This window comes from Vibrio sp. TRT 17S01, from assembly GCF_050113695.1.
In the GTDB taxonomy this organism is placed as follows: Bacteria; Pseudomonadota; Gammaproteobacteria; order Enterobacterales; family Vibrionaceae; genus Vibrio.
Map to the genome: position 1 here is coordinate 220048 of NZ_JBNJOG010000005.1, position 18488 is coordinate 238535.

14 protein-coding genes are annotated in these 18488 nt (G+C 38.7%); 1 reads left to right on the forward strand and 13 read right to left on the reverse strand.

What is annotated here, in order from left to right; translation table 11 throughout:
• Positions 1–4: 4 nt before the first annotated feature.
• From ACQEXS_RS10510 to ACQEXS_RS10565, 12 genes are all read right to left on the reverse strand, one after another.
• On the reverse strand, positions 5–1462 hold the full coding sequence (locus ACQEXS_RS10510; RefSeq protein ID WP_427013786.1) for a hypothetical protein: 1458 nt from the start codon (positions 1460–1462) through the stop codon (positions 5–7).
• 7 nt (positions 1463–1469) lie between these two features.
• A complete protein-coding gene (locus ACQEXS_RS10515; RefSeq protein WP_427013787.1) occupies positions 1470–2384 on the reverse strand; it encodes a glycosyltransferase family 2 protein in 915 nt (304 codons plus the stop codon).
• Positions 2385–2392: 8 nt separating this feature from the next.
• Positions 2393–3601 (reverse strand): glycosyltransferase, encoded by a 1209-nt coding sequence (locus ACQEXS_RS10520; RefSeq protein WP_427013788.1) that lies wholly within the window; start codon positions 3599–3601, stop codon positions 2393–2395.
• 2 nt (positions 3602–3603) lie between these two features.
• Positions 3604–5025, reverse strand: a complete 1422-nt coding sequence (locus ACQEXS_RS10525) for an oligosaccharide flippase family protein (protein WP_427013789.1) — start codon at positions 5023–5025, stop codon at positions 3604–3606.
• Positions 5026–6252: a polysaccharide pyruvyl transferase family protein gene (locus tag ACQEXS_RS10530; RefSeq protein WP_427013790.1), complete on the reverse strand. Its 1227-nt coding sequence runs from the start codon at positions 6250–6252 to the stop codon at positions 5026–5028. It lies immediately after the preceding gene.
• Between the two features lie 128 nt (positions 6253–6380).
• Entirely contained in the window at positions 6381–8600 is a 2220-nt protein-coding gene (locus ACQEXS_RS10535) for a GumC family protein (RefSeq protein WP_427013791.1), read from the reverse strand.
• A 78-nt stretch (positions 8601–8678) separates the two neighbouring features.
• Positions 8679–9260, reverse strand: coding sequence for a polysaccharide biosynthesis/export family protein (locus ACQEXS_RS10540; RefSeq protein ID WP_427013792.1), 582 nt, complete (start codon positions 9258–9260; stop codon positions 8679–8681).
• 22 nt (positions 9261–9282) lie between these two features.
• Positions 9283–10683, reverse strand: a complete 1401-nt coding sequence (locus tag ACQEXS_RS10545; RefSeq protein WP_427013848.1) for an undecaprenyl-phosphate glucose phosphotransferase — start codon at positions 10681–10683, stop codon at positions 9283–9285.
• Between the two features lie 456 nt (positions 10684–11139).
• On the reverse strand, positions 11140–11889 hold the full coding sequence (gene pstB / locus ACQEXS_RS10550; protein WP_427013793.1) for a phosphate ABC transporter ATP-binding protein PstB: 750 nt from the start codon (positions 11887–11889) through the stop codon (positions 11140–11142).
• Between the two features lie 42 nt (positions 11890–11931).
• A complete protein-coding gene (gene pstA, locus ACQEXS_RS10555) occupies positions 11932–12807 on the reverse strand; it encodes a phosphate ABC transporter permease PstA (RefSeq protein WP_427010760.1) in 876 nt (291 codons plus the stop codon).
• Positions 12808–12810: 3 nt separating this feature from the next.
• On the reverse strand, positions 12811–13740 hold the full coding sequence (gene pstC, locus ACQEXS_RS10560) for a phosphate ABC transporter permease subunit PstC (RefSeq protein WP_427013794.1): 930 nt from the start codon (positions 13738–13740) through the stop codon (positions 12811–12813).
• Positions 13741–13819: 79 nt separating this feature from the next.
• Positions 13820–14641, reverse strand: a complete 822-nt coding sequence (locus ACQEXS_RS10565; protein ID WP_427013795.1) for a phosphate ABC transporter substrate-binding protein — start codon at positions 14639–14641, stop codon at positions 13820–13822.
• A gap of 375 nt (positions 14642–15016) precedes the next feature.
• On the opposite strand from ACQEXS_RS10565, the gene ACQEXS_RS10570 reads away from it, so the two are divergent.
• Entirely contained in the window at positions 15017–16660 is a 1644-nt protein-coding gene (locus tag ACQEXS_RS10570) for a methyl-accepting chemotaxis protein (protein WP_427013796.1), read from the forward strand.
• Positions 16661–16809: 149 nt separating this feature from the next.
• Here the strand turns inward: ACQEXS_RS10570 and ACQEXS_RS10575 are convergent, their stop codons facing one another.
• Positions 16810–18153: a DEAD/DEAH box helicase gene (locus ACQEXS_RS10575; protein WP_367990780.1), complete on the reverse strand. Its 1344-nt coding sequence runs from the start codon at positions 18151–18153 to the stop codon at positions 16810–16812.
• Positions 18154–18488: the final 335 nt, after the last annotated feature.

The window sequence follows — 18488 nt, forward strand, 5'->3', positions numbered from 1 at the left end:
TCCACTAATTGGGATAATTATTTTTTTTCAATCGAACATTTCTTACTTCTTCATTAGTAAATATACCAATAAAGATAAAAAATAGTGCAGAAATAACTAATTGTTCATGGTAATTATCAAAAAGCAACGCAACAATAAAAGTGCATACGGCCACAAACAAACCTAATTTAAAAGCGCTTACATATTTATTACTCGATTTACTTAATAATAGATAACTCATCTTAAAAATTGTAAGTATATACATGCTCATCCCTACAACCCCAAGCTCGCCTTTGAGAGAAATGAAGCCAGAAAACGGATACGTAAGCACCGCTGATACCCACCTAATGTTGTCTAACACTTCGAAATCGTATAGCCCTGCCATATATTCTCTAGTCCAAGTCGAACTGGATATAGGGAGCACATCGTTAGGTTTAGCTAATATATCTGCTGAAAACATATTTGATGCTCGGCTAGCTAACGTGCCAGGACCAGTCCCAAACAACCATTCAAATGAGTGGTCGAATAACATATCATTCCATACTCGAACATACATAATTGCCTTTGATGAAGTCAAAGGGCCATATAAATATGGTTCAAAAAAATCATAAGCTGGTTGGAATGCATTATCTATAAATAAGACCACGAAAATAAAAACAGTATATATAACTAATAGTAATAGCAATAATTGATCGAATTTAATTATTGAATTAAGTTTCTTATTAAATAAGAGGCAAAAATGCAACAAAATAAAAACTGCAATTGCGGCACTTAAAAGAATAGCTTTTGAATCTGAGAGGTACTCAACCACTAGGGCTGATATAATTACCATAAAACCGATGAGCTTATTTGGTGTATCTTTTAAAATGTAACATCCATAGAAAAAGAAAATAAAAAACAGCAAGCCTATTTTGTGGGCATCATTCAATGTTCCAATAAATAAGTCGCTCGGTTGAAAACCTACACCTTTGATACCTTGAAAAAGAATAAGACCAATTTCAATGAACATGATGATTTCAATAAACACTAGTGTATTTGTATTCTCTAATTTTTTACCATCATACTCTATAGCATAAAAATAATAACAAAATGGTGCTGAAAAAATCAATACCCAAGCAATCAAATTTAAAGGCAAGAATTCATTTACTGATGAAATTAATGCTACAATAAAAGCGTAAATTATTAACACTATATAGTTTTTGTGATAATTTTTAAATCTTCCATTCCGTAATATTACATATGTAAATAGGTATAATATTGGAAATATAATAAGTGCTATTTCTACTCCTAATAATGCTGAAATTATTAGTTCCTTTACTCCTATAATAGATACTTTTTTTACACATAAGGCTTTTAATATTAATGCAATCTGGAATATAGTAGCAATAATATTAGAGCCAATAAGTGTAGATAACACTAGAATACATAACAAGAAAGTATCGTATGATGTAATCTTATTTGTTTCAACATTATTTATATTCATAACATATTCAACTCGAGATTATAGCTTTTAAAGAACGAAACTTATCTCTCAATTTAATATATAAACTAACCGTGAAATAGTTTTTTAATATCAACCGGTCTTTCAATGATAAATATGAAAATACTGGTTCTAAACGCTTTTTAAACTTAATAAAATCAATCTTAGATTTTTCTGCAACAGCTTTCGATATTTCAGATAAATATTGAGCCAATTCATTTTTTGACATCATATTTTCATGCTTGTCTAAAAACATTTCAAATGCAGGAGTAGAAATCGTTCTTACAGCACCTTCTTCCCAATAAACAATAACATTTGAATTTGGATTGTACGTCCATCCAATAGATTTTTGAACCATGATAAAAAAATCATAATCTTGACTTCGTTTTAGATCGTTATCCCACCGAACGGTATCAAAAACCGTTCTGTCTAAGAAAAAAGACGAAGTCTGTGCAACACCAGCATTTTTTCCGAATAAAAACTCATAAGGAGATATGGATTTTATGTCATAGGATTGCTTAGTTTTCTGAAATTTACCATTATCAACAATGTATGAAGAATATAATGCGTAAGTACCACTTACCATCAGATCTAAACTATTTTGTATATGACAGTTATCCCACCAATCATCAGAATCCAGGTAAGCAATATAGTTACCTCTGCTCACATCGACACCGTAATTTCGTGCCCAGTTAGCATTTTCACATTCATCCATATAGTAATGTTTTAAATATGAACTATTAATTTTTTCAACTAAATCAGGTATCAGTGTTCTATCTTTTGAATTATTTTCTACAAGAATAATCTCTATATCACAATTGCATTTTTGATTTATTACACTCTGTAGACACTTTTCTAATCCTTCGACTCGATCTGTACACGGAATAATTACTGAAACTGTATTATTGGTTGTTACTTTATTCATAGTAGTTCTTAGGAATTTGAAATCAGCTCGACGAGCTCACTATTTAATTTATTCAGGTTAAATTCATTCGCCACCTTGCATTTAGCTTGTTCAGCAATAGATTGCCTAGCTTCAGGGGCCAACTCTTCAAATGCATAGCGTATGTTATTTGCCAATTCAATGTGATCTTTTTCTTCGGCAAGAAATCCTGTACTGCCGTGTTCAATTAACTCTGGAATACCTGAGTGGTATGTGCTGAACACTAATAAGCCTTGAGCCATTGCTTCCATCAAAGCTACAGGAACACCTTCCATATCACCGTCTCTGGCTGTCACGCTCGGCAATACAAACGCATCTGATGTACTTAGTCTTTGCGCAACTTGGTCCGAACTTAGTGAGCCCGTCATATCTACACGAGTCCCAATTTCTAGTGCCTGTACTTCTTGCTCTACTTCGCTTTGTAATTCACCATTACCAACAAGTGTCAATTTATATTTCTCTGGTAATACTGAAAGAGCTTTCAAAAGAACAGGAACACCTTTCTTTTCAACAAATCGACATACACAAATAAGGTTAATCTCATTATTATCAAAAGTACGCTGTGAATAACGTTCCTGATAGATAAAGCTTTCCGAGTTAACGCCCATTCGTTGTGTTAATATCTTATCTCTACTACATCCAAGCGTGATGAGCCTTTCTTTCCAGAAGTCACTCACCGGAAGCATCCATTTCCCTTCATCAAAAAGCAGTTCATAGCGCTCTTTATATTCTTCCAATAACGAATAAGCTGACATATCGAAACCATGAAAAACGGTGATAATATCAATATCTTTAATGACACCTTTGTTTTTCAATACAGCTAAATCTGCTCCCATTGGTCCAAAATGACAAATTACTAACCCTTGAATCGATTCAAATTCTCGCCCAAGCATATATCCATCATGTCCAGCTCTCATTAACCAAATTAATCGGTTCCATTTCAATGAAGTGACGTCTGTAGTTATTGCTTTAATAATATCCTTTATACGTGACTTTTTATCTATCCCTGAATATGCAAGAAGTCGCTTATTAAGTAGATCGTGCTTTTTAACTGCAGGGTGACCCTCTCCAGCTATACCAGGAAACATTGATATGACCTTTGTATCAATTCCAGACTCTAAAATAGCAGCCACTTGATTGATAACAAATGTTTCAGATAAAACAGGAAACCCACCAACAAAAAAATTAACTTTAGACATAGTTACTGATTCCCCTTATAGATTAATGCAAATCTTGTAATACCCTGTTTTCCACCAAATAGCTGGATTAGTATAAAGATCAAAAGTAAAGATGAAATGAGGGATAAAGGTATCGACATTAAAAAGCCCAACCTCAATTCGAGTATTGATAGTATTACTAACGATGCAATACCTACTGAAAATACACTTGTTGATTCAAGAGTATATTTCATTGGTGTTAGCGGGTAATCCCCTTTGTGAAAATAGATAAAAGACAAGATAAAAAATATTCCTTGTGTTGTTGCCATACCTATTAACATTTCTAACACACCAAATTGTGAGAAGGCATACATCGATATAGGAAACACTACAACTGCAAACATATTCCAATAAAAGTCTTTTCCAACTCGACCAACAGATTGCAAGTAAATCCCATTAACCAGTCCACAGCTTCGTATCATATAAAAAACAGCTAGAATTTTTATTGCATCTGCAACAAAATCATTTTGACCATATAATAAATTTACAACCCAGTCAGAGCTGAACAAAATAACAGTATAAACAAGCGCATTAACGAACAAGACTATACGATTTGCTCCTGAAAACAATTCAAATCTCGTAGAAGGATTATCTTTCACTTTAGACATTATTGGCAGCAATAACTTAGAATATATTGGCGTAAGAACCATTGGAACTTTCCCAACTAAATCTTTTGCTAATGAATAAGTACCTAATTGAGATACGTCAAATGACTTACCAACAATAAGTGAGTCAATGTATGTTCGAATATAACTTAATATTTGCGAACCTACTTGAAATTTACAATAATTCCAAGCTTCCGGCATAACCGTAAAATCTAAAGATGAAGGTTTTACCTTTAGATCTTTAGGTAATGCAATCTGAGACAAAATTATTTTGAGAAGATAAGAAGTTATTAAACCAGCAATAATAGCAATAGGCCCATAGTTATAGTACAGACCAGCAATAGTAACCACTACTGCTAAAGTTCTTGAGATAATATCAACAATAGCTAGCTGAGATAATCGCTGCCTAAGAACTAAAAGAGCCTGTAATTGAGATAAAAATGGAGTCAATAACAGGATCAATGCATACTCCTCTAACACTGGAGCTAAACCTTTCGACTCAAAAAAAACTTCTATCGAGTTTGAAAAAGTAACAACTATCCCATATGAGATTGTAGATAATGCAATACTAGCCAATAATAATGTATTTAATGCTTCTCTTCGAAGGTCTCGTTTATAAATAATAAATGTTCCAAGACCTGAATCAATAAAAATATTAGAAAGAGCCAGTACCATACCACCAATTGATACCCAACCTAGCTCTTCTGCTGTCAAAAATCTAGCAGATGCTACCAAGATTAATATCTGGGTAGCAGCTGTATAAGCAGAAGCAAAGAATGTTAATCCAATCTTCTTAAACATTTATTTACTCTGCAAGATTTCAAAAGCTTTATCATTAGCAATAACAGCCTTGCTCTTTTGTCCGGCAACTGCGTTATCAAAACGAACCTGAATCTCTGCCATATTTTCATCAAACAAGCGAGCTTTCTCTTTTAGGGTTTCTAAATCAAAGCCTTCTAGATCAAAAACAAATTCCTCAAGCCCCATCGCGGAATATAACCCTTTAGATTTATGCTCATAACCTATAGCAATAGCAGGAACACCAAAGTTCATTGAAATAATAGTGCTGTGTAAACGCGTACCAATCGTAAACTTACACTTAGATAGCTCTTTGCCTAATTCAACGTCATCAAGTTCATCCCAAATTACCTTGACACGATCTTGCTTATCTTTAGATATACGTTCAAAAATCGATTGAGCGACCTTTCTATCGTCTGCATGATAGTTGTCAAAAGAAGTACATGTTGAGTAAAAGCGTACTTGTAATCCTCTATCTACTAGCCATTCCGATAGATCAGCGATCTTTTTCTCGTACTCATCTTGTGATATGCCCAGACGCTTATCAAAAGGTGCTAGTTTTCGGACTGTTATGGCAACAGCATTATCACGTACTTCAGATTTAACCGGTGGCACTAACCAAGCAGTATCAGCACCTTCAATAAAAGTCAGATCGGGGTATGTTTCTTTCACCATTTCAATACTGACATCATCACGAATGACAATCGCGCTTGCTTTTCGTAAGCACCAGCCCGCAACTTTCCCATATTGCCATCCTTCAAATGGCCCTAAACTATGGCCAATGAGTAACACAGGCTTACGGGCAACAATTGAACACGCCATCAAACGATACTGTGGCATTCCATATAGATCGACAAAAAATGACCCACCAACCTGTACGACTGCATCACTAGATTCGCACGCAGAAATCATATCTTTAATATTAGTTGGCAATAGGCGTTTTAAGAATGGAATATAATAACTACCAATAAGCAACAATGTTTCAGGATCAAACTTAAGCTTCCAAGCAACTTTATCAATTACTTTACGAATAAATCCTGCTGGATTGTCAGATACTTTTGTTGGATCAGGTAAAACATCTTTATTTAATATTTCAGATGCTCCAACTGGAAATCTGGAATAAACAACTTGCTCAGCATCATACTTATTAAAATACTCTAATAGACCACGTGTAATAGCTGCATCACCACGATTTGAACAACTATGATTACCAACAAACAAAACTTTCATTTTAACACCAATTACAGTTCACCATATATCAAAAAGGTGAGATAAAAAGAATGGGCTTTGAATAATACGACACTCTAAATGTGTAATTATCTATCAAAGCCCATAAATTTATATTATGTTCTAATTAATTATAAAGACTTACTAAGCTCTTTTTCCTGATAAACACCATAGCCTGTATAGCTATCTTCTAAACCACCTTTTTCATTAATTTGGTTTAGAACTACACCTTCAACTTTTACTTCATGAGAAATATAACGAGATAATGTGTTCTTTACTGTGTTGACTTTTGTTGAATTTGCCTTAACAACAAGAACAACACTACCGACAAGCTTACCAACAACTAGACTATCACTAACAGGAAGTGTCGGTGGGGTATCAATAATAATTTTGTCGTACTTCTGCTCTAGTGACAAAATTAGTTCTCGAAAACTATTCGAACTTAATAGTTCTTGAGGCTTTGGTGTCAACATACCCGCGGGCAAGACATCAACACCAGACTCTTCATCTTTAAAAATGCATTCTTCAAGGCTAGCCCCCATGAGCAAATGGTTTGTTAAGCCTTGGCGGAATTTAGTAAGACCAAATCGTTCAGAAACCATTGGCTTACGTAAATCAGCATCAATGAGTAACACTTTCTCCATTTGAGCAAATGCCTGCGCTAGATTAATTGCTGTTGTAGTCTTCCCTTCTCCAGGTACTGAGGAGCTAATTACAACTGTTTTTTGCCCTTTCGAGCCACACGCTAGTAATATCGCTGTACGAATCGAACGTACAGACTCACTGAACATGTGGAGTTTCTCATCAAAATATACCTTGCTAACCATCTCACCTTTAGGCAACAACTTAGGTTTCACTTTAGTGATCCCACCTAACGGAATTAGGCCAATTTTCTCTTCAAATTCTTTCGTTGTTTCAAATGTATTGCGTAGAGCATCGAGAATTAATAACGCAAATATTGCGAAACCAAATGAAGCTACAAATACAAACATAACAATAACTTTCTTTCGCGGCTTCGCTGGATATTGAGATGCAATCGCCACATCTGTAAATCTCGCAGTTTTCGCATCAAAATCCACAGTCGCTGAGGTTTCTTTTTCACGATTTAGGAAAATGTTTAGAATATTCCTATTTGTCTGCTCTTCACGAACCAATGCGTCGTATTGACGTTTCTTAACTGTAAGAGATTGAAATTCACCGACTTTTTTATCCAGCTCAGCTTTAATCAAGCGCTCTTGACTGCGAACAGCGTTTAACTCCTGGCCTAAGCCAGAAACCAGTTGCTTAATCACGTTAGATAACTGTTGCTTTAAGTTATCACGCTTTGCAATCGCTGCTTGCATTGCTCCATGTTTAGGGCCATAGCGTTTTGATAGCTCAGTTACTTCTTTTTCACTATCAGCTAGTAAACTACTGATTGAAACAACTTGTTGATGGCTATTAATAGCAGGTATGGTAGTAAACTGTTGGTCACCCATGTTTTTTGAGTTACGCAACGTATTATAAGCAGACTCAAGTTCAATTCGTTTTTCTGTCGTTTCGCTTAGTCGTAACGTTAGATCATTAATAACAGAGCTCGCCTGCGCATCAATACCGCTATCATCAATTAGCTTCTCTTTCGCCAAAAAATCGATGAGTGCTTGCTCAGATTTACGTAGCTCTTCTTTTAACGTTTCCAATCTACCTGAAATCCAAGTAGAAGCATGTGCTGTTGCATCAATTCTCGCATTAACTGCATCATCGATGTACGCTTCACCAACAGCGTTCGCGATGTCAGCTGCAAGTTGTGCGTCAGTTGACTCATACGTGATATCGACTAGCTGGGTACCTCGTAAAGGTGTAATAGTCAGCTTACTTCTAAAAATTTCAACCGTATTTTGCAATTGTGCTTTGGCTAGCTCTTCAGCTGAGAGTTTCGGCTTATTGCTGCTACTATTGAATAGAGGAATAGAACGAAACGCACTCTTCAGCTCACCTAACAGTGATTTTTCTTTGTTTAAGCTAGGGTTAAACTCTGGAAGCTCTGTGAGAGACAACTTTTCTACGACTTGCTCAGCAATACGTCTTGACTGAAGAATCGCAAATTGCGTTTTGTAATATTCTTTTTGTTGGCTGTCGACTCCCACAACTTCTTTAATTGAAACAGCATTATTAGCTTTAGATTCAATCAATAGCGTAGCTGTAGATTGATATTTAGGAGTCAGAGACAACACTACTAATATAGCGATAAGCGTTGTCAGTGATGAGAAAAGTATAATTCTAATCAAATTTGACTTAACAAGATTAAAATATTTTGCAACATCAATTGAGTCATTTGAACTCATTACGTTGTCAGAAGAAAGCAGCTGCATGTAAGGTCCCTACCTCAGCTTATTAAACATTTAATGAATTTAGAATCCTAACCAGTTTACTTAATGACTAATCCTGTATTACCAGAAAGAAGCCACTACATAAATAGTATCGCCAGGATGTATACGTTGATATGGTTCGACTTCATTTTCAGTGTCTTTTTCAAAAGCATCGGCTAACTCCTTGTTAGACAGGTTCTGATATTTTGAACCATCACTTGCTTTTGTTATATAGGCTTTGGCACTACGTCGATACTTACTCATCACACCACCAGCAAGAGAGATCGCCTTTTGCACAGTCAAACCAGGTTCATACTCGTAACCACCAGGCGCATTCACTAAGCCATTAATATAGACATTTCGATAACGAACAATTGCAACATTCACTTTTGGGTCGATAAGGTAATCACCTTTTAAGCCATTAGTAATTTCTTTCTGTAACTGTTCTAAAGTTTTGCCACCAAGTTGAATCTCACCTAAATATGGGTAATCGATTGATTCTCTGTTATCAATCTTTAATTCATCCATACTGAGCGTATCTTCGCCATATACTTTTATTCGAATAGTATCTCCAGCTCCGATTTTATATAAACTGTCTGCTGCTATTGCACTATTGATGCTTAATAGGCCAACTAGCAGAAGCTGGAAAAAAGTCTTAATCATTTTTAACAACCTAATTATCAAATTAATACGCAGTTTTACCTACGAATCCCTTAAATACTGTCATGAATATAATCTTGATATCTAACCAAAGTGACCAGCGGCGGATATAAAACAAATCATATTCAACACGTTTTTCCATTTTATCTAGAGTATCAGTTTCACCGCGGAAACCATTTACTTGCGCCCACCCCGTAATACCAGGTTTAACTTTATGACGAAGCATATATTTATCAACGATGGCACGGTATTCTTCGTTATGCGCCACAGCGTGGGGGCGAGGCCCTACAATAGACATTCTTCCTTGAAGCACATTGATAAACTGAGGCAGTTCATCTAATGATGTACGACGGATAAACGCACCAAACTTAGTAACTCGTGGATCATTTTTCGTCGCTTGAGTCACCTTCGCTCCATTTTCCATCGCTTTCATTGAGCGGAACTTCCAAACTTTAATTTTCTTTCCGTCAATACCATAACGATATTGCTTAAATACAATTGGACCAGGAGAAGACATCTTCACCCCAATAGCGACCGCCATCAGAATAGGGCTGATAAGAGCAAGAATAATCGATGCAACTACGATATCTTCCACACGCTTGATAAACGTAGAAAAGCCATAAAAAGGCGTGTCATAAATGCTCAATGTTGGGATTCGACCAACATTGCGCCAACGAGATTGAATCAGATCGAATGTAAAGAAATCAGGCACAATATAAACACGAGCTGTACTGTCTGAGAAATAGCTTACAATTTCTTTAATACGACGTGTCGCTTCCATTGGTAGCGCAACATATACGTGACGGAAGTTGCGCTCTTTCGCCAATTTTAGAGCTTCATTAATTGAACCACATAAAGGCTGTGTTAGAGAATCTGTAGGCAAGCGCTCTGGCGAGCGATCATCAAAGATCCCAACTAACTTCATACCAAGATGCTTATTGTCTTCCATTTCACGAGCCAAGGCTAAACCAGCAGGTGTCGCACCGATAATGATACTTTTCTTTTCGTATGAACTTGCTTTGATCTGCGAAGGAATTTGCATTGCAAGCAAACGAAATATGCTCATCAATGCTGGCACAGCAACAAACCAAGCGCCAACTACAACTCGAGAGTAGTTTTGCGTTGACTTCATCACGAATGCATAAATTAACAAGCATCCGATAGTGCATATCCAAGAAAATAAAATAGGTGTAAAAGAGTGCTTGGCAGAGTTATATGTCGAAAAATTGTATACGCCAAGTAACTCACTAAAAATACTAAAGGCAACAATTGCAATACTCAGGATCAGCAGATACTGATTATCCCAAGTACCTAAGTATCCTGTTTTAAAAATAATTAATGCTAGAGATATGAGTAAAATATCAATTAAACGATAAGCCCATACAATTTCCTGTCCATGGCTTTTTATTGCTCCTATATCTCTCATCATGGAATTTGCCCTTCCTTTAAATACGTTGCTACTTAGACGTTGAAGTACCTCTCAAAGCTTTCATTTCGCTAGATTTGAAAGTTCCTTTTACAACTGTGATGTAGCTTCATTTCAGAGCACATAGTCTGAATATTTTTTGATGAAAAACAAATACCCCCCCCAGCTTGTTTTCTAGCGTTCTCGTTTTTGAGAACAAACTTTTGGCCATTTTCGAGAGGTTGCTTGAATGTTCGTCACTGCAGTTTAAATTTCACACTAAATGAGTATTAAGATCAGATTACATTGACAGTTGTTCACCCTTATCACTTATTTGGCCATTCAAATAAAATAAAACTTTAGAATTACAAAATAGAGTAAAAAAAATCGCCAAACGTTTATATAAAAAAGCCCCTCAAAAATGAGGAGCAATCATTACCATCGCTTATTATTATTCCTGAATTTGACATTCAAACTTTAACCAAAGTCACCATTTACATATCCTTTTGTGCGTTCATCTCTCGGATTTGAGAATATCATATCGGTCTGATCATGTTCGACCAGTTCCCCCATCAAAAAAAAGGCCGTACGATCTGAGATTCGTCTCGCTTGCTGCATTGAGTGAGTCACAATAACGATGGTGTAATTCTGTTTTAATTCTTCCATCAAATCTTCAATTTTAGACGTAGCGATTGGATCTAGTGCAGAGGTTGGCTCGTCCATCAAAATGACATCAGGCTCCATTGCAATGGTTCTTGCAATGCATAGGCGTTGTTGTTGTCCACCTGACAAGCCAAAGGCGTGCGACTTCAAACGATCTTTCACTTCTTCCCATAATGCTGCACCACGTAAAGAGCGTTCCACGACTTCATCAATGTACTTCTTATCCTTAATCCCCTGAGCACGTAAGCCGTAAGCAACATTCTCATAAATACTCATTGGAAATGGGTTTGGCTTTTGGAAGACCATACCGACTTTAATTCTGAGGTCAGCAACATCAATATTCCCATAGATGTCTTCACCATCCATGGTTAATTGACCTGTAATTTTCACCCCCTCAATTAGATCATTCATTCGATTAAGGCAGCGAAGTAATGTAGATTTACCACACCCAGAAGGGCCAATTAATGCAGTGACTTGACGTTTGGGAATTGGCAAATTAATTGACTTAAGTGCTTGGTTATCACCATAAAATAGGTCCAACCCTTTAATATCAAACTTATTCATCTTCATACTCTAAATTCTTTTTTAACTTGGAACCCAGTTGCACTAATAGGTTGCTGTATTAAAACGTTTGGCCATTAACTTAGTGATCATATTAATAAGTAATACCACCACAATAAGAACCGTGGCTGTACCATAAGCTTGATTCCATTCCTCGACGGTAAATAGCTCTGTGGTTAGTTTGTATAGGTGTACAGTTAACGTCCTACCTGAATCCAGCAACGAATCAGGGATACGAGCAACCATCCCTGCCGTTAGGAACACGGGAGCCGATTCCCCTATCACTCGTCCGATACTCAATATCACTGAGGTTAATATCCCCGGCATCGCACTTGGCAAGATGAGTCGCCATATGGTGTATATTTTGGGCGCTCCTAAACCATATGAACCTTCTCGGTAAGTTTGAGGAACAGCCATCAGCGCTTCTTCTGTCGTGCGGATAATCACCGGCAGAATTAAGATACTTAACGTTAATGCACCTGATAAAATTGAGAACCCTAACCCAAGAATGGCGACAAAAAAGGTCATACCGAACAGACCAAAAATGATCGAAGGAATCCCCGCCAAAGACTCGGTACAAAAGCGAATAACTTTGACTAAACGACTGCCAACTTTCGCATATTCAGTGAGGTAAATCGCCGTCATGATCCCAAGTGGAGCTGCGACGGCAATGGACGCGATCACCATGTAGATTGTAGAAACTATCATTGGGAAGATACCGTGCTCATCTCCCGTTCGCGTGTAATTGTCACTAATAAATGCCCAATCTACATGTTTCAGGCCATTTGAAAGAATGTACCAGATGATCCAAAACAAAAATCCAACGGTAACTGCCGCGGCTGCCCATACAAAAATAGTAAGGAGCTGGTCTTTTCGCATGCGAGCTTGTTTCAACTTAGCGTGTTGTTTTGCATTTTTCATTTTTTACCTCGCTTTCTCACGGTTTAGGTAAAGCAAGACCGCATTCAGCGTCATGATAAATACCAACAAAACGACGCCTGTCGCATACAAAGCATTGGCGTGAATACCGCTTGCATAAGACATTTCAATTGCGATGTTCGCCGTTAATGTTCTTGCAGAGTCTAAGATGCCTTGAGGCATGGCGGGTGCATTTCCCATCACCATAATGATCGCCATAGTTTCACCTAGCGCACGGCCAATACCCAAGATCACGCCAGTCATAATGCCTGAACGTGCTGCCGGAACCAGTAACTTGAATATGGTGAAGATCTTCGAAGCCCCTAGCGCCAATGCCCCTTCTTTGTACGCACGAGGGACTGCTCGAATTGACGTTTCCGAAACCGTAATAACGGTCGGCAAGATCATAACACCTAAGACGATAATGCCCGCTAGGATGGTGTTTCCAGCTGGCACTTCAAATACATTCTGGATAAGTGGAACAATAATCACCAAGCCAAAAAAGCCGTACACTACCGAAGGAATGCCGGCTAATAGTTCAACAGCCGGGCGTATAATGTCAGCTAAGCGCTTTGGTGCAATTTCGGCGATAAAGATTGCGGTTAGTACACCGATAGGCACACCAACAACAACCGCACCAAAAGTGGAGACGATAGAGGCAACGATCATGGTCGCCACACCATATAATGCAGGTGGCAGCCAATCTTGCCCTAGAACAATACCTGATACACCAGCCTCTTCAAAAGCGGGAATGCTCTCTCGAATAATGAAATAGGCGATAACGGCCAGCGACACGATGCCGATAACCGCACTGGTCAAAAACAACCCGTGGAAAATGCGTTCTTTCCAATCGACACGCTTCTTCGCACGTAAACCCGGCTTACTCAGCCTTGCTGCTTCAATACCCATAAGCTTGTCACTATTTGCGATGGTCATAATTACTCATATGTCGTAATACTACGGACAAAAAGAAAAAGCTCAGCTCTATACCGAGCTGAGCAATAAATAAAAGAGATTAGTTAACTGAAATGTAGCCTTTGCTCTCAACCAGAGATTGCGCTTCAGTGGTCAACATCCATTCAAGGAATTTTTGCGTTTCAGCAGAAGGTTTGCCCTGCTTATAAAGAACAAGGAATGGGCGCGCAACTTTATAAGAACCATTTTTCACGTTATCTACCGTTGCTTGAGTACCATCAATGGATAAGGCATTAACCGAGTTATCTACTGTACCCAAAGAAATATAACCAATCGCATAAGGGTTGGAAGCAACCATAGTTTTTAAAGCACCGTTGCCATTTGCAACCTGAGCACGCTGAGAAATGGCTGACACCTTTTTGCCTGAAATTTTCTTCTTGAGGCTCATAATGTCTTCAAACGCTCCACGCGTTCCAGACGCAGTATCACGAGTAATCGCTACAATGGGTTTATCCTGACCACCGACGTTTTTCCAGTTAGTGATCTCACCTTTATAGATCGCCGTTACTTGCTCAGCAGTCAGAGCCTTCAAGGTGTTCTTAGGATTCACAACCACTGCAATACCATCACGCGCAATCACTTCTTCGATTAATGTCGACTCTTTTTCAGACGATTTGAGGTTACGAGAAGACATCCCTAAATCAGCAGACCCATTTTTTGCCGCCTTTACGCCAGCCGAAGAGCCAGGTCCTTGCACTTCAATAAATACATCCGGATTTTTCTTCATATACGTTTCAGAGAACACTTCCATTAGTGGTGTTACACTGCTAGAACCTACTGCTGAAATCGTTTCTTTAGCAACAGAAGTGTTTACGGTAAGAGCACTAAACAATGCGATAGCACCAATAACTGTCTTTTTCATCACAATATCCTTTCTGGCAAGTTAGCCGTTGTGTTTCACTTGAACGCTGCTCACTTTAGGTAGGGAATATGACAGTTGTGTTTCACTTCGTTGAACCCTCTATGACAACTCACTAGTCTTGCTATCACACCAGCGATACTAACCCTAAGTTCATAAAAATCATTCTTAGGCCTATTAAAAAACTTGATCCCAATCAGAATGAAAGCCTATAACCACATGAATTTATTGGAAAACTCATTGCATACCAATACATCGCAAAAATAAACGATAGTATTATTTTTTACATTGCATTATTTAAATGAAAAATTAGAATCCCTCCCCTTAAATAACAAAAATAATAATTAATTTAATTTACAAGAATGAAGAGGATACTTTATGCGCCAGTTACTCAGTGGCCTTTCGGTTAAGATGCAGGTTGTTGTCCCTGTAGCTTTCACTATGCTTTTGCTTATCGCAGGCATCACCTTTAGCACAATAAGTTTAAAACACGCCTTCTCCCAAGTTTCCGAGTCCACCGAAGATCTCGTCACTCACAAAGATGAACTGACTCAAATCGTAGACAATACTTATGGTATGCGAATCAGCGCTATATACAGTTTGTTTAAAGCCGACGAAATCAAAGTGCTGCCTTCGGTGCTAAAAGAAAAGCAGCAAAACAACCGAGAACTGCTTGCCTCATTGAACTCGGTCTCTGGTATGGAGCAAGAAGTCAGTGCAATGCAGCAAGCTATGGACCATTACGTCAATTACTCCATCAATGTCATGCTTCCTTTATTACAGATTAAACATCACGAACAATACCCTTCTCCGGATTTCCAACAGCAATATACCCAAGCAGCAAATGCCTATCGCGAAGCGGGAAATCAGATGGTTACGGCTATCGCAAATCTCTCTAAAAAGCTGAACACCATTGCTCTGGATGAGGTCGCACAAAACGAGCAATCACACAGCGGTGTCCTCAACAACGCAACGCTAGGGCTAATTGCGGTATTAGCGATCGCAGCTATATTGAGTTGGATCTTAGCGGGCATCATCGTCACACCAATTAAACAACTGCAGAATGTCATGCGTGAGGTCGCTTCCGGAAACTTGACTGTTGAGAGTCACCCCGTTGGTAACAATGAAATTGCCGTCCTCTCGCATGATGTCAACAGCACCATTCATCAGTTAAGAAATACCATTGAAGCCTTGGTTCGAGTGAGTAATGATGTCGCTTCAGCATCAACTGAACTCGCAGCTGTCATGACACAGTCAAGCCATAATTCAGACCAAGAAAGACAAGAGGTAGAGCAAGTCGCTTCGGCTGTGAATCAGCTTGAAAGCACGGCTAGTGAAGTAACACAGAATGCTAGTGAAGCCGATTCTGCTTCTAGCATCGTTGATCAGCTTGCCAAAGAAAGTCTGGACAAATTTACACGTAACCACAAAGCCAGTACTCAAATGGCTGACCAGCTCAGCGAAGCCGCACAACTCGTTAACTCATTGAAAGAACAATCTGAGCAAATCGGCAAAGTGATTGAAGTTATCGAAGGTATTTCTGAACAAACAAATCTGCTTGCTCTCAATGCAGCCATTGAAGCGGCGCGTGCAGGAGAAAGTGGCAGAGGCTTTGCTGTAGTAGCAGATGAAGTCAGAATGCTGGCCGCACGCACGCAGGAATCAACAAAAGAAATCCAAGTGATCATTGAAGAACTTCAGCAACAATCAGGTAGTGCAAACGACAGTATGACTTCAAGCTTAGCAATGCTTGAAACCAACCAAGGACTTGCAACTGAAGTGGCTCAGGCTCTCAATGACATTTGTCACTCAATCACACAGCTGAACTCTGTGAACACCCAAGTTGCCACCGCTTCTGAAGAGCAAGGGCAAGTGACCTCTGATATCAACTCAAACTTGAGTAATATTTACGAGTTAGTTAGCCAAAATGTAACAGGGATTACCCAAGCAGCCACAGCAAGCCAAGAGTTGTCCAGCCTTGCTGAGCATCAAAAACAGCAGCTTGCCTATTTCAGAACATAAAGCTTTCGCACTGAGTCAACAAACTCGCAAAACATAAAAAAGCCGAGCATTGTCATTGACTTGCTCGGCCTTCAATTCTCTATAAGGGTTGTTAGCAAACGCGGCTTTATTCCTAACTAAAACAAAAAGTGCGATGCCAAAACGCTAGCTTAATCTTCAGATTCTTTCGGCGGTGTTTTCTTTTTAGGAATAAAGACTGAATCACCTACAGCGACGTTTTGATAGAAGCCTTTATCACGTTTCACTGGTTTCTTCGCTACTTTCTTCGCTTGTGGTTTGGCTTTTTTCACTGAACCTTTAGCTTTACGCATATCCGGTTTGCGCGGTTTGATCCCTTTAAACTTGCCTTTTAACCCTTCCAGTTCAGAGAAGTTAATATCTTGGTGCAGATACGCTTCAACACGTTTAAAACTTACCCAGTCTTTTGGCCCAACAAGAGAAATAGCATCCCCTTTATTACCCGCGCGACCAGTACGACCTACGCGGTGAACGTACTCTTCAGTATGCTTTGGCATGTCAAAGTTGATCACATGCGTTACATTAGCAATATCCAAACCGCGCGATGCAACATCAGTCGTCACCAATATCTTAAATACCGCACGCTCAAATTGACTCATAATGGTATTTCGCTGGGTCTGATTTAAATTACCACTGAGTGCGACCGCTTTGAGTTTCTTCTCATTCAGCTTCTCTGTTAAGCGATCCGTATCAGAGCGAGTTGCGGTGAAAATAATAAGCTGCTTATAGTCAGACTCTTCAAGAACACGTTCTAGAATTGCTTCTTTATGATCCAAATGATCACATAAATAGAATCTTTGAGTGATATCTTTGTGTTCTTCGTTCGAAACACCTATCGCAATGCGTTTAGGCGCATCCAACATTTCAGAGGCGATATCATTCACTTCAGCATGATCTAATGTCGCTGAAAACATCAACGTTTGACGGCGACGGTGCTTCGCAGCCTTATGAATACGGCGAAGCTCAGGGGCAAAGCCCAAATCCAACATGCGATCCGCTTCATCAAGGATCAGTGTTTCCAAACCATCAAGGAATAGTGAGCGGTGCTCTAAATGGTCGGCCAAACGACCCGGCGTTGCGACGATAAACCGTGGTTTACGACGAAGCGCTTTCACCTGATCGTTAAAGTTTTCACCACCGAGAATCAAAGCGGCTTCATATGATAAGCCTCCAAGCATGATACGTAGCTCACCATAGACTTGTTTCGCCAACTCACGAGTCGGGGCTAGAATCAAACCACGCGGATCGTTAGCAGAAAATGCTTTTGTCTTAAGAGATTTGTGCAGCATGGGCAAAACAAACGCCAGTGTCTTACCAGAGCCTGTTTTAGACGAGGCCAACAGATCTTTGCCAGCCATCGCCACAGGGATAGCTTGTCGTTGAATGTCTGTCGCCTTTTTAAAGTCATAGTGATTCAAATTTTTCAGAAGGCGGTTATCTAGGCCTAGCTCTTTAAACTGCAATGGATTCTCCAGTCAATATTGGTACGCGTCATTGGCCGCAAAATAACTCAGAGCAGCTTGGTCACGCGGGGGTGAAAAATAAAGCGCGCTATAATAGCGCGAAACTTACGTAAATAGATAGCGATCACATAAAAATAGTCAAACCCAAAGTGTAAAGCGCTCTCGTGAGGAAATTCATACACAACCAAGGAGTGAGTAACCAGAACCATTGACTGATTAAGTGATACTGAAATGTATGCAACTGCGACAGGACATATGAAGCTAGATGTTAAATCTCCTGATTGCATTAACCAGAATTATAGTTCCTAATTATGAGACAGCTGTCAATTTATTCACTAATTCCTTAA

What these genes read in the sequence shown, in the direction of transcription:
- ACQEXS_RS10510 (WP_427013786.1), bottom strand. Translation starts at nt 1,462, where the DNA reads ATGAATATAAATAATGTTGAAACAAATAAGATTACATCATACGATACT.
- ACQEXS_RS10515 (WP_427013787.1), bottom strand. Translation starts at nt 2,384, where the DNA reads ATGAATAAAGTAACAACCAATAATACAGTTTCAGTAATTATTCCGTGT.
- ACQEXS_RS10520 (WP_427013788.1), bottom strand. Translation starts at nt 3,601, where the DNA reads ATGTCTAAAGTTAATTTTTTTGTTGGTGGGTTTCCTGTTTTATCTGAA.
- ACQEXS_RS10525 (WP_427013789.1), bottom strand. Translation starts at nt 5,025, where the DNA reads ATGTTTAAGAAGATTGGATTAACATTCTTTGCTTCTGCTTATACAGCT.
- ACQEXS_RS10530 (WP_427013790.1), bottom strand. Translation starts at nt 6,252, where the DNA reads ATGAAAGTTTTGTTTGTTGGTAATCATAGTTGTTCAAATCGTGGTGAT.
- ACQEXS_RS10535 (WP_427013791.1), bottom strand. Translation starts at nt 8,600, where the DNA reads ATGCAGCTGCTTTCTTCTGACAACGTAATGAGTTCAAATGACTCAATT.
- ACQEXS_RS10540 (WP_427013792.1), bottom strand. Translation starts at nt 9,260, where the DNA reads ATGATTAAGACTTTTTTCCAGCTTCTGCTAGTTGGCCTATTAAGCATC.
- ACQEXS_RS10545 (WP_427013848.1), bottom strand. Translation starts at nt 10,683, where the DNA reads ATGAGAGATATAGGAGCAATAAAAAGCCATGGACAGGAAATTGTATGG.
- pstB (WP_427013793.1), bottom strand. Translation starts at nt 11,889, where the DNA reads ATGAATAAGTTTGATATTAAAGGGTTGGACCTATTTTATGGTGATAAC.
- pstA (WP_427010760.1), bottom strand. Translation starts at nt 12,807, where the DNA reads ATGAAAAATGCAAAACAACACGCTAAGTTGAAACAAGCTCGCATGCGA.
- pstC (WP_427013794.1), bottom strand. Translation starts at nt 13,740, where the DNA reads ATGACCATCGCAAATAGTGACAAGCTTATGGGTATTGAAGCAGCAAGG.
- ACQEXS_RS10565 (WP_427013795.1), bottom strand. Translation starts at nt 14,641, where the DNA reads ATGAAAAAGACAGTTATTGGTGCTATCGCATTGTTTAGTGCTCTTACC.
- ACQEXS_RS10570 (WP_427013796.1), top strand. Translation starts at nt 15,017, where the DNA reads ATGCGCCAGTTACTCAGTGGCCTTTCGGTTAAGATGCAGGTTGTTGTC.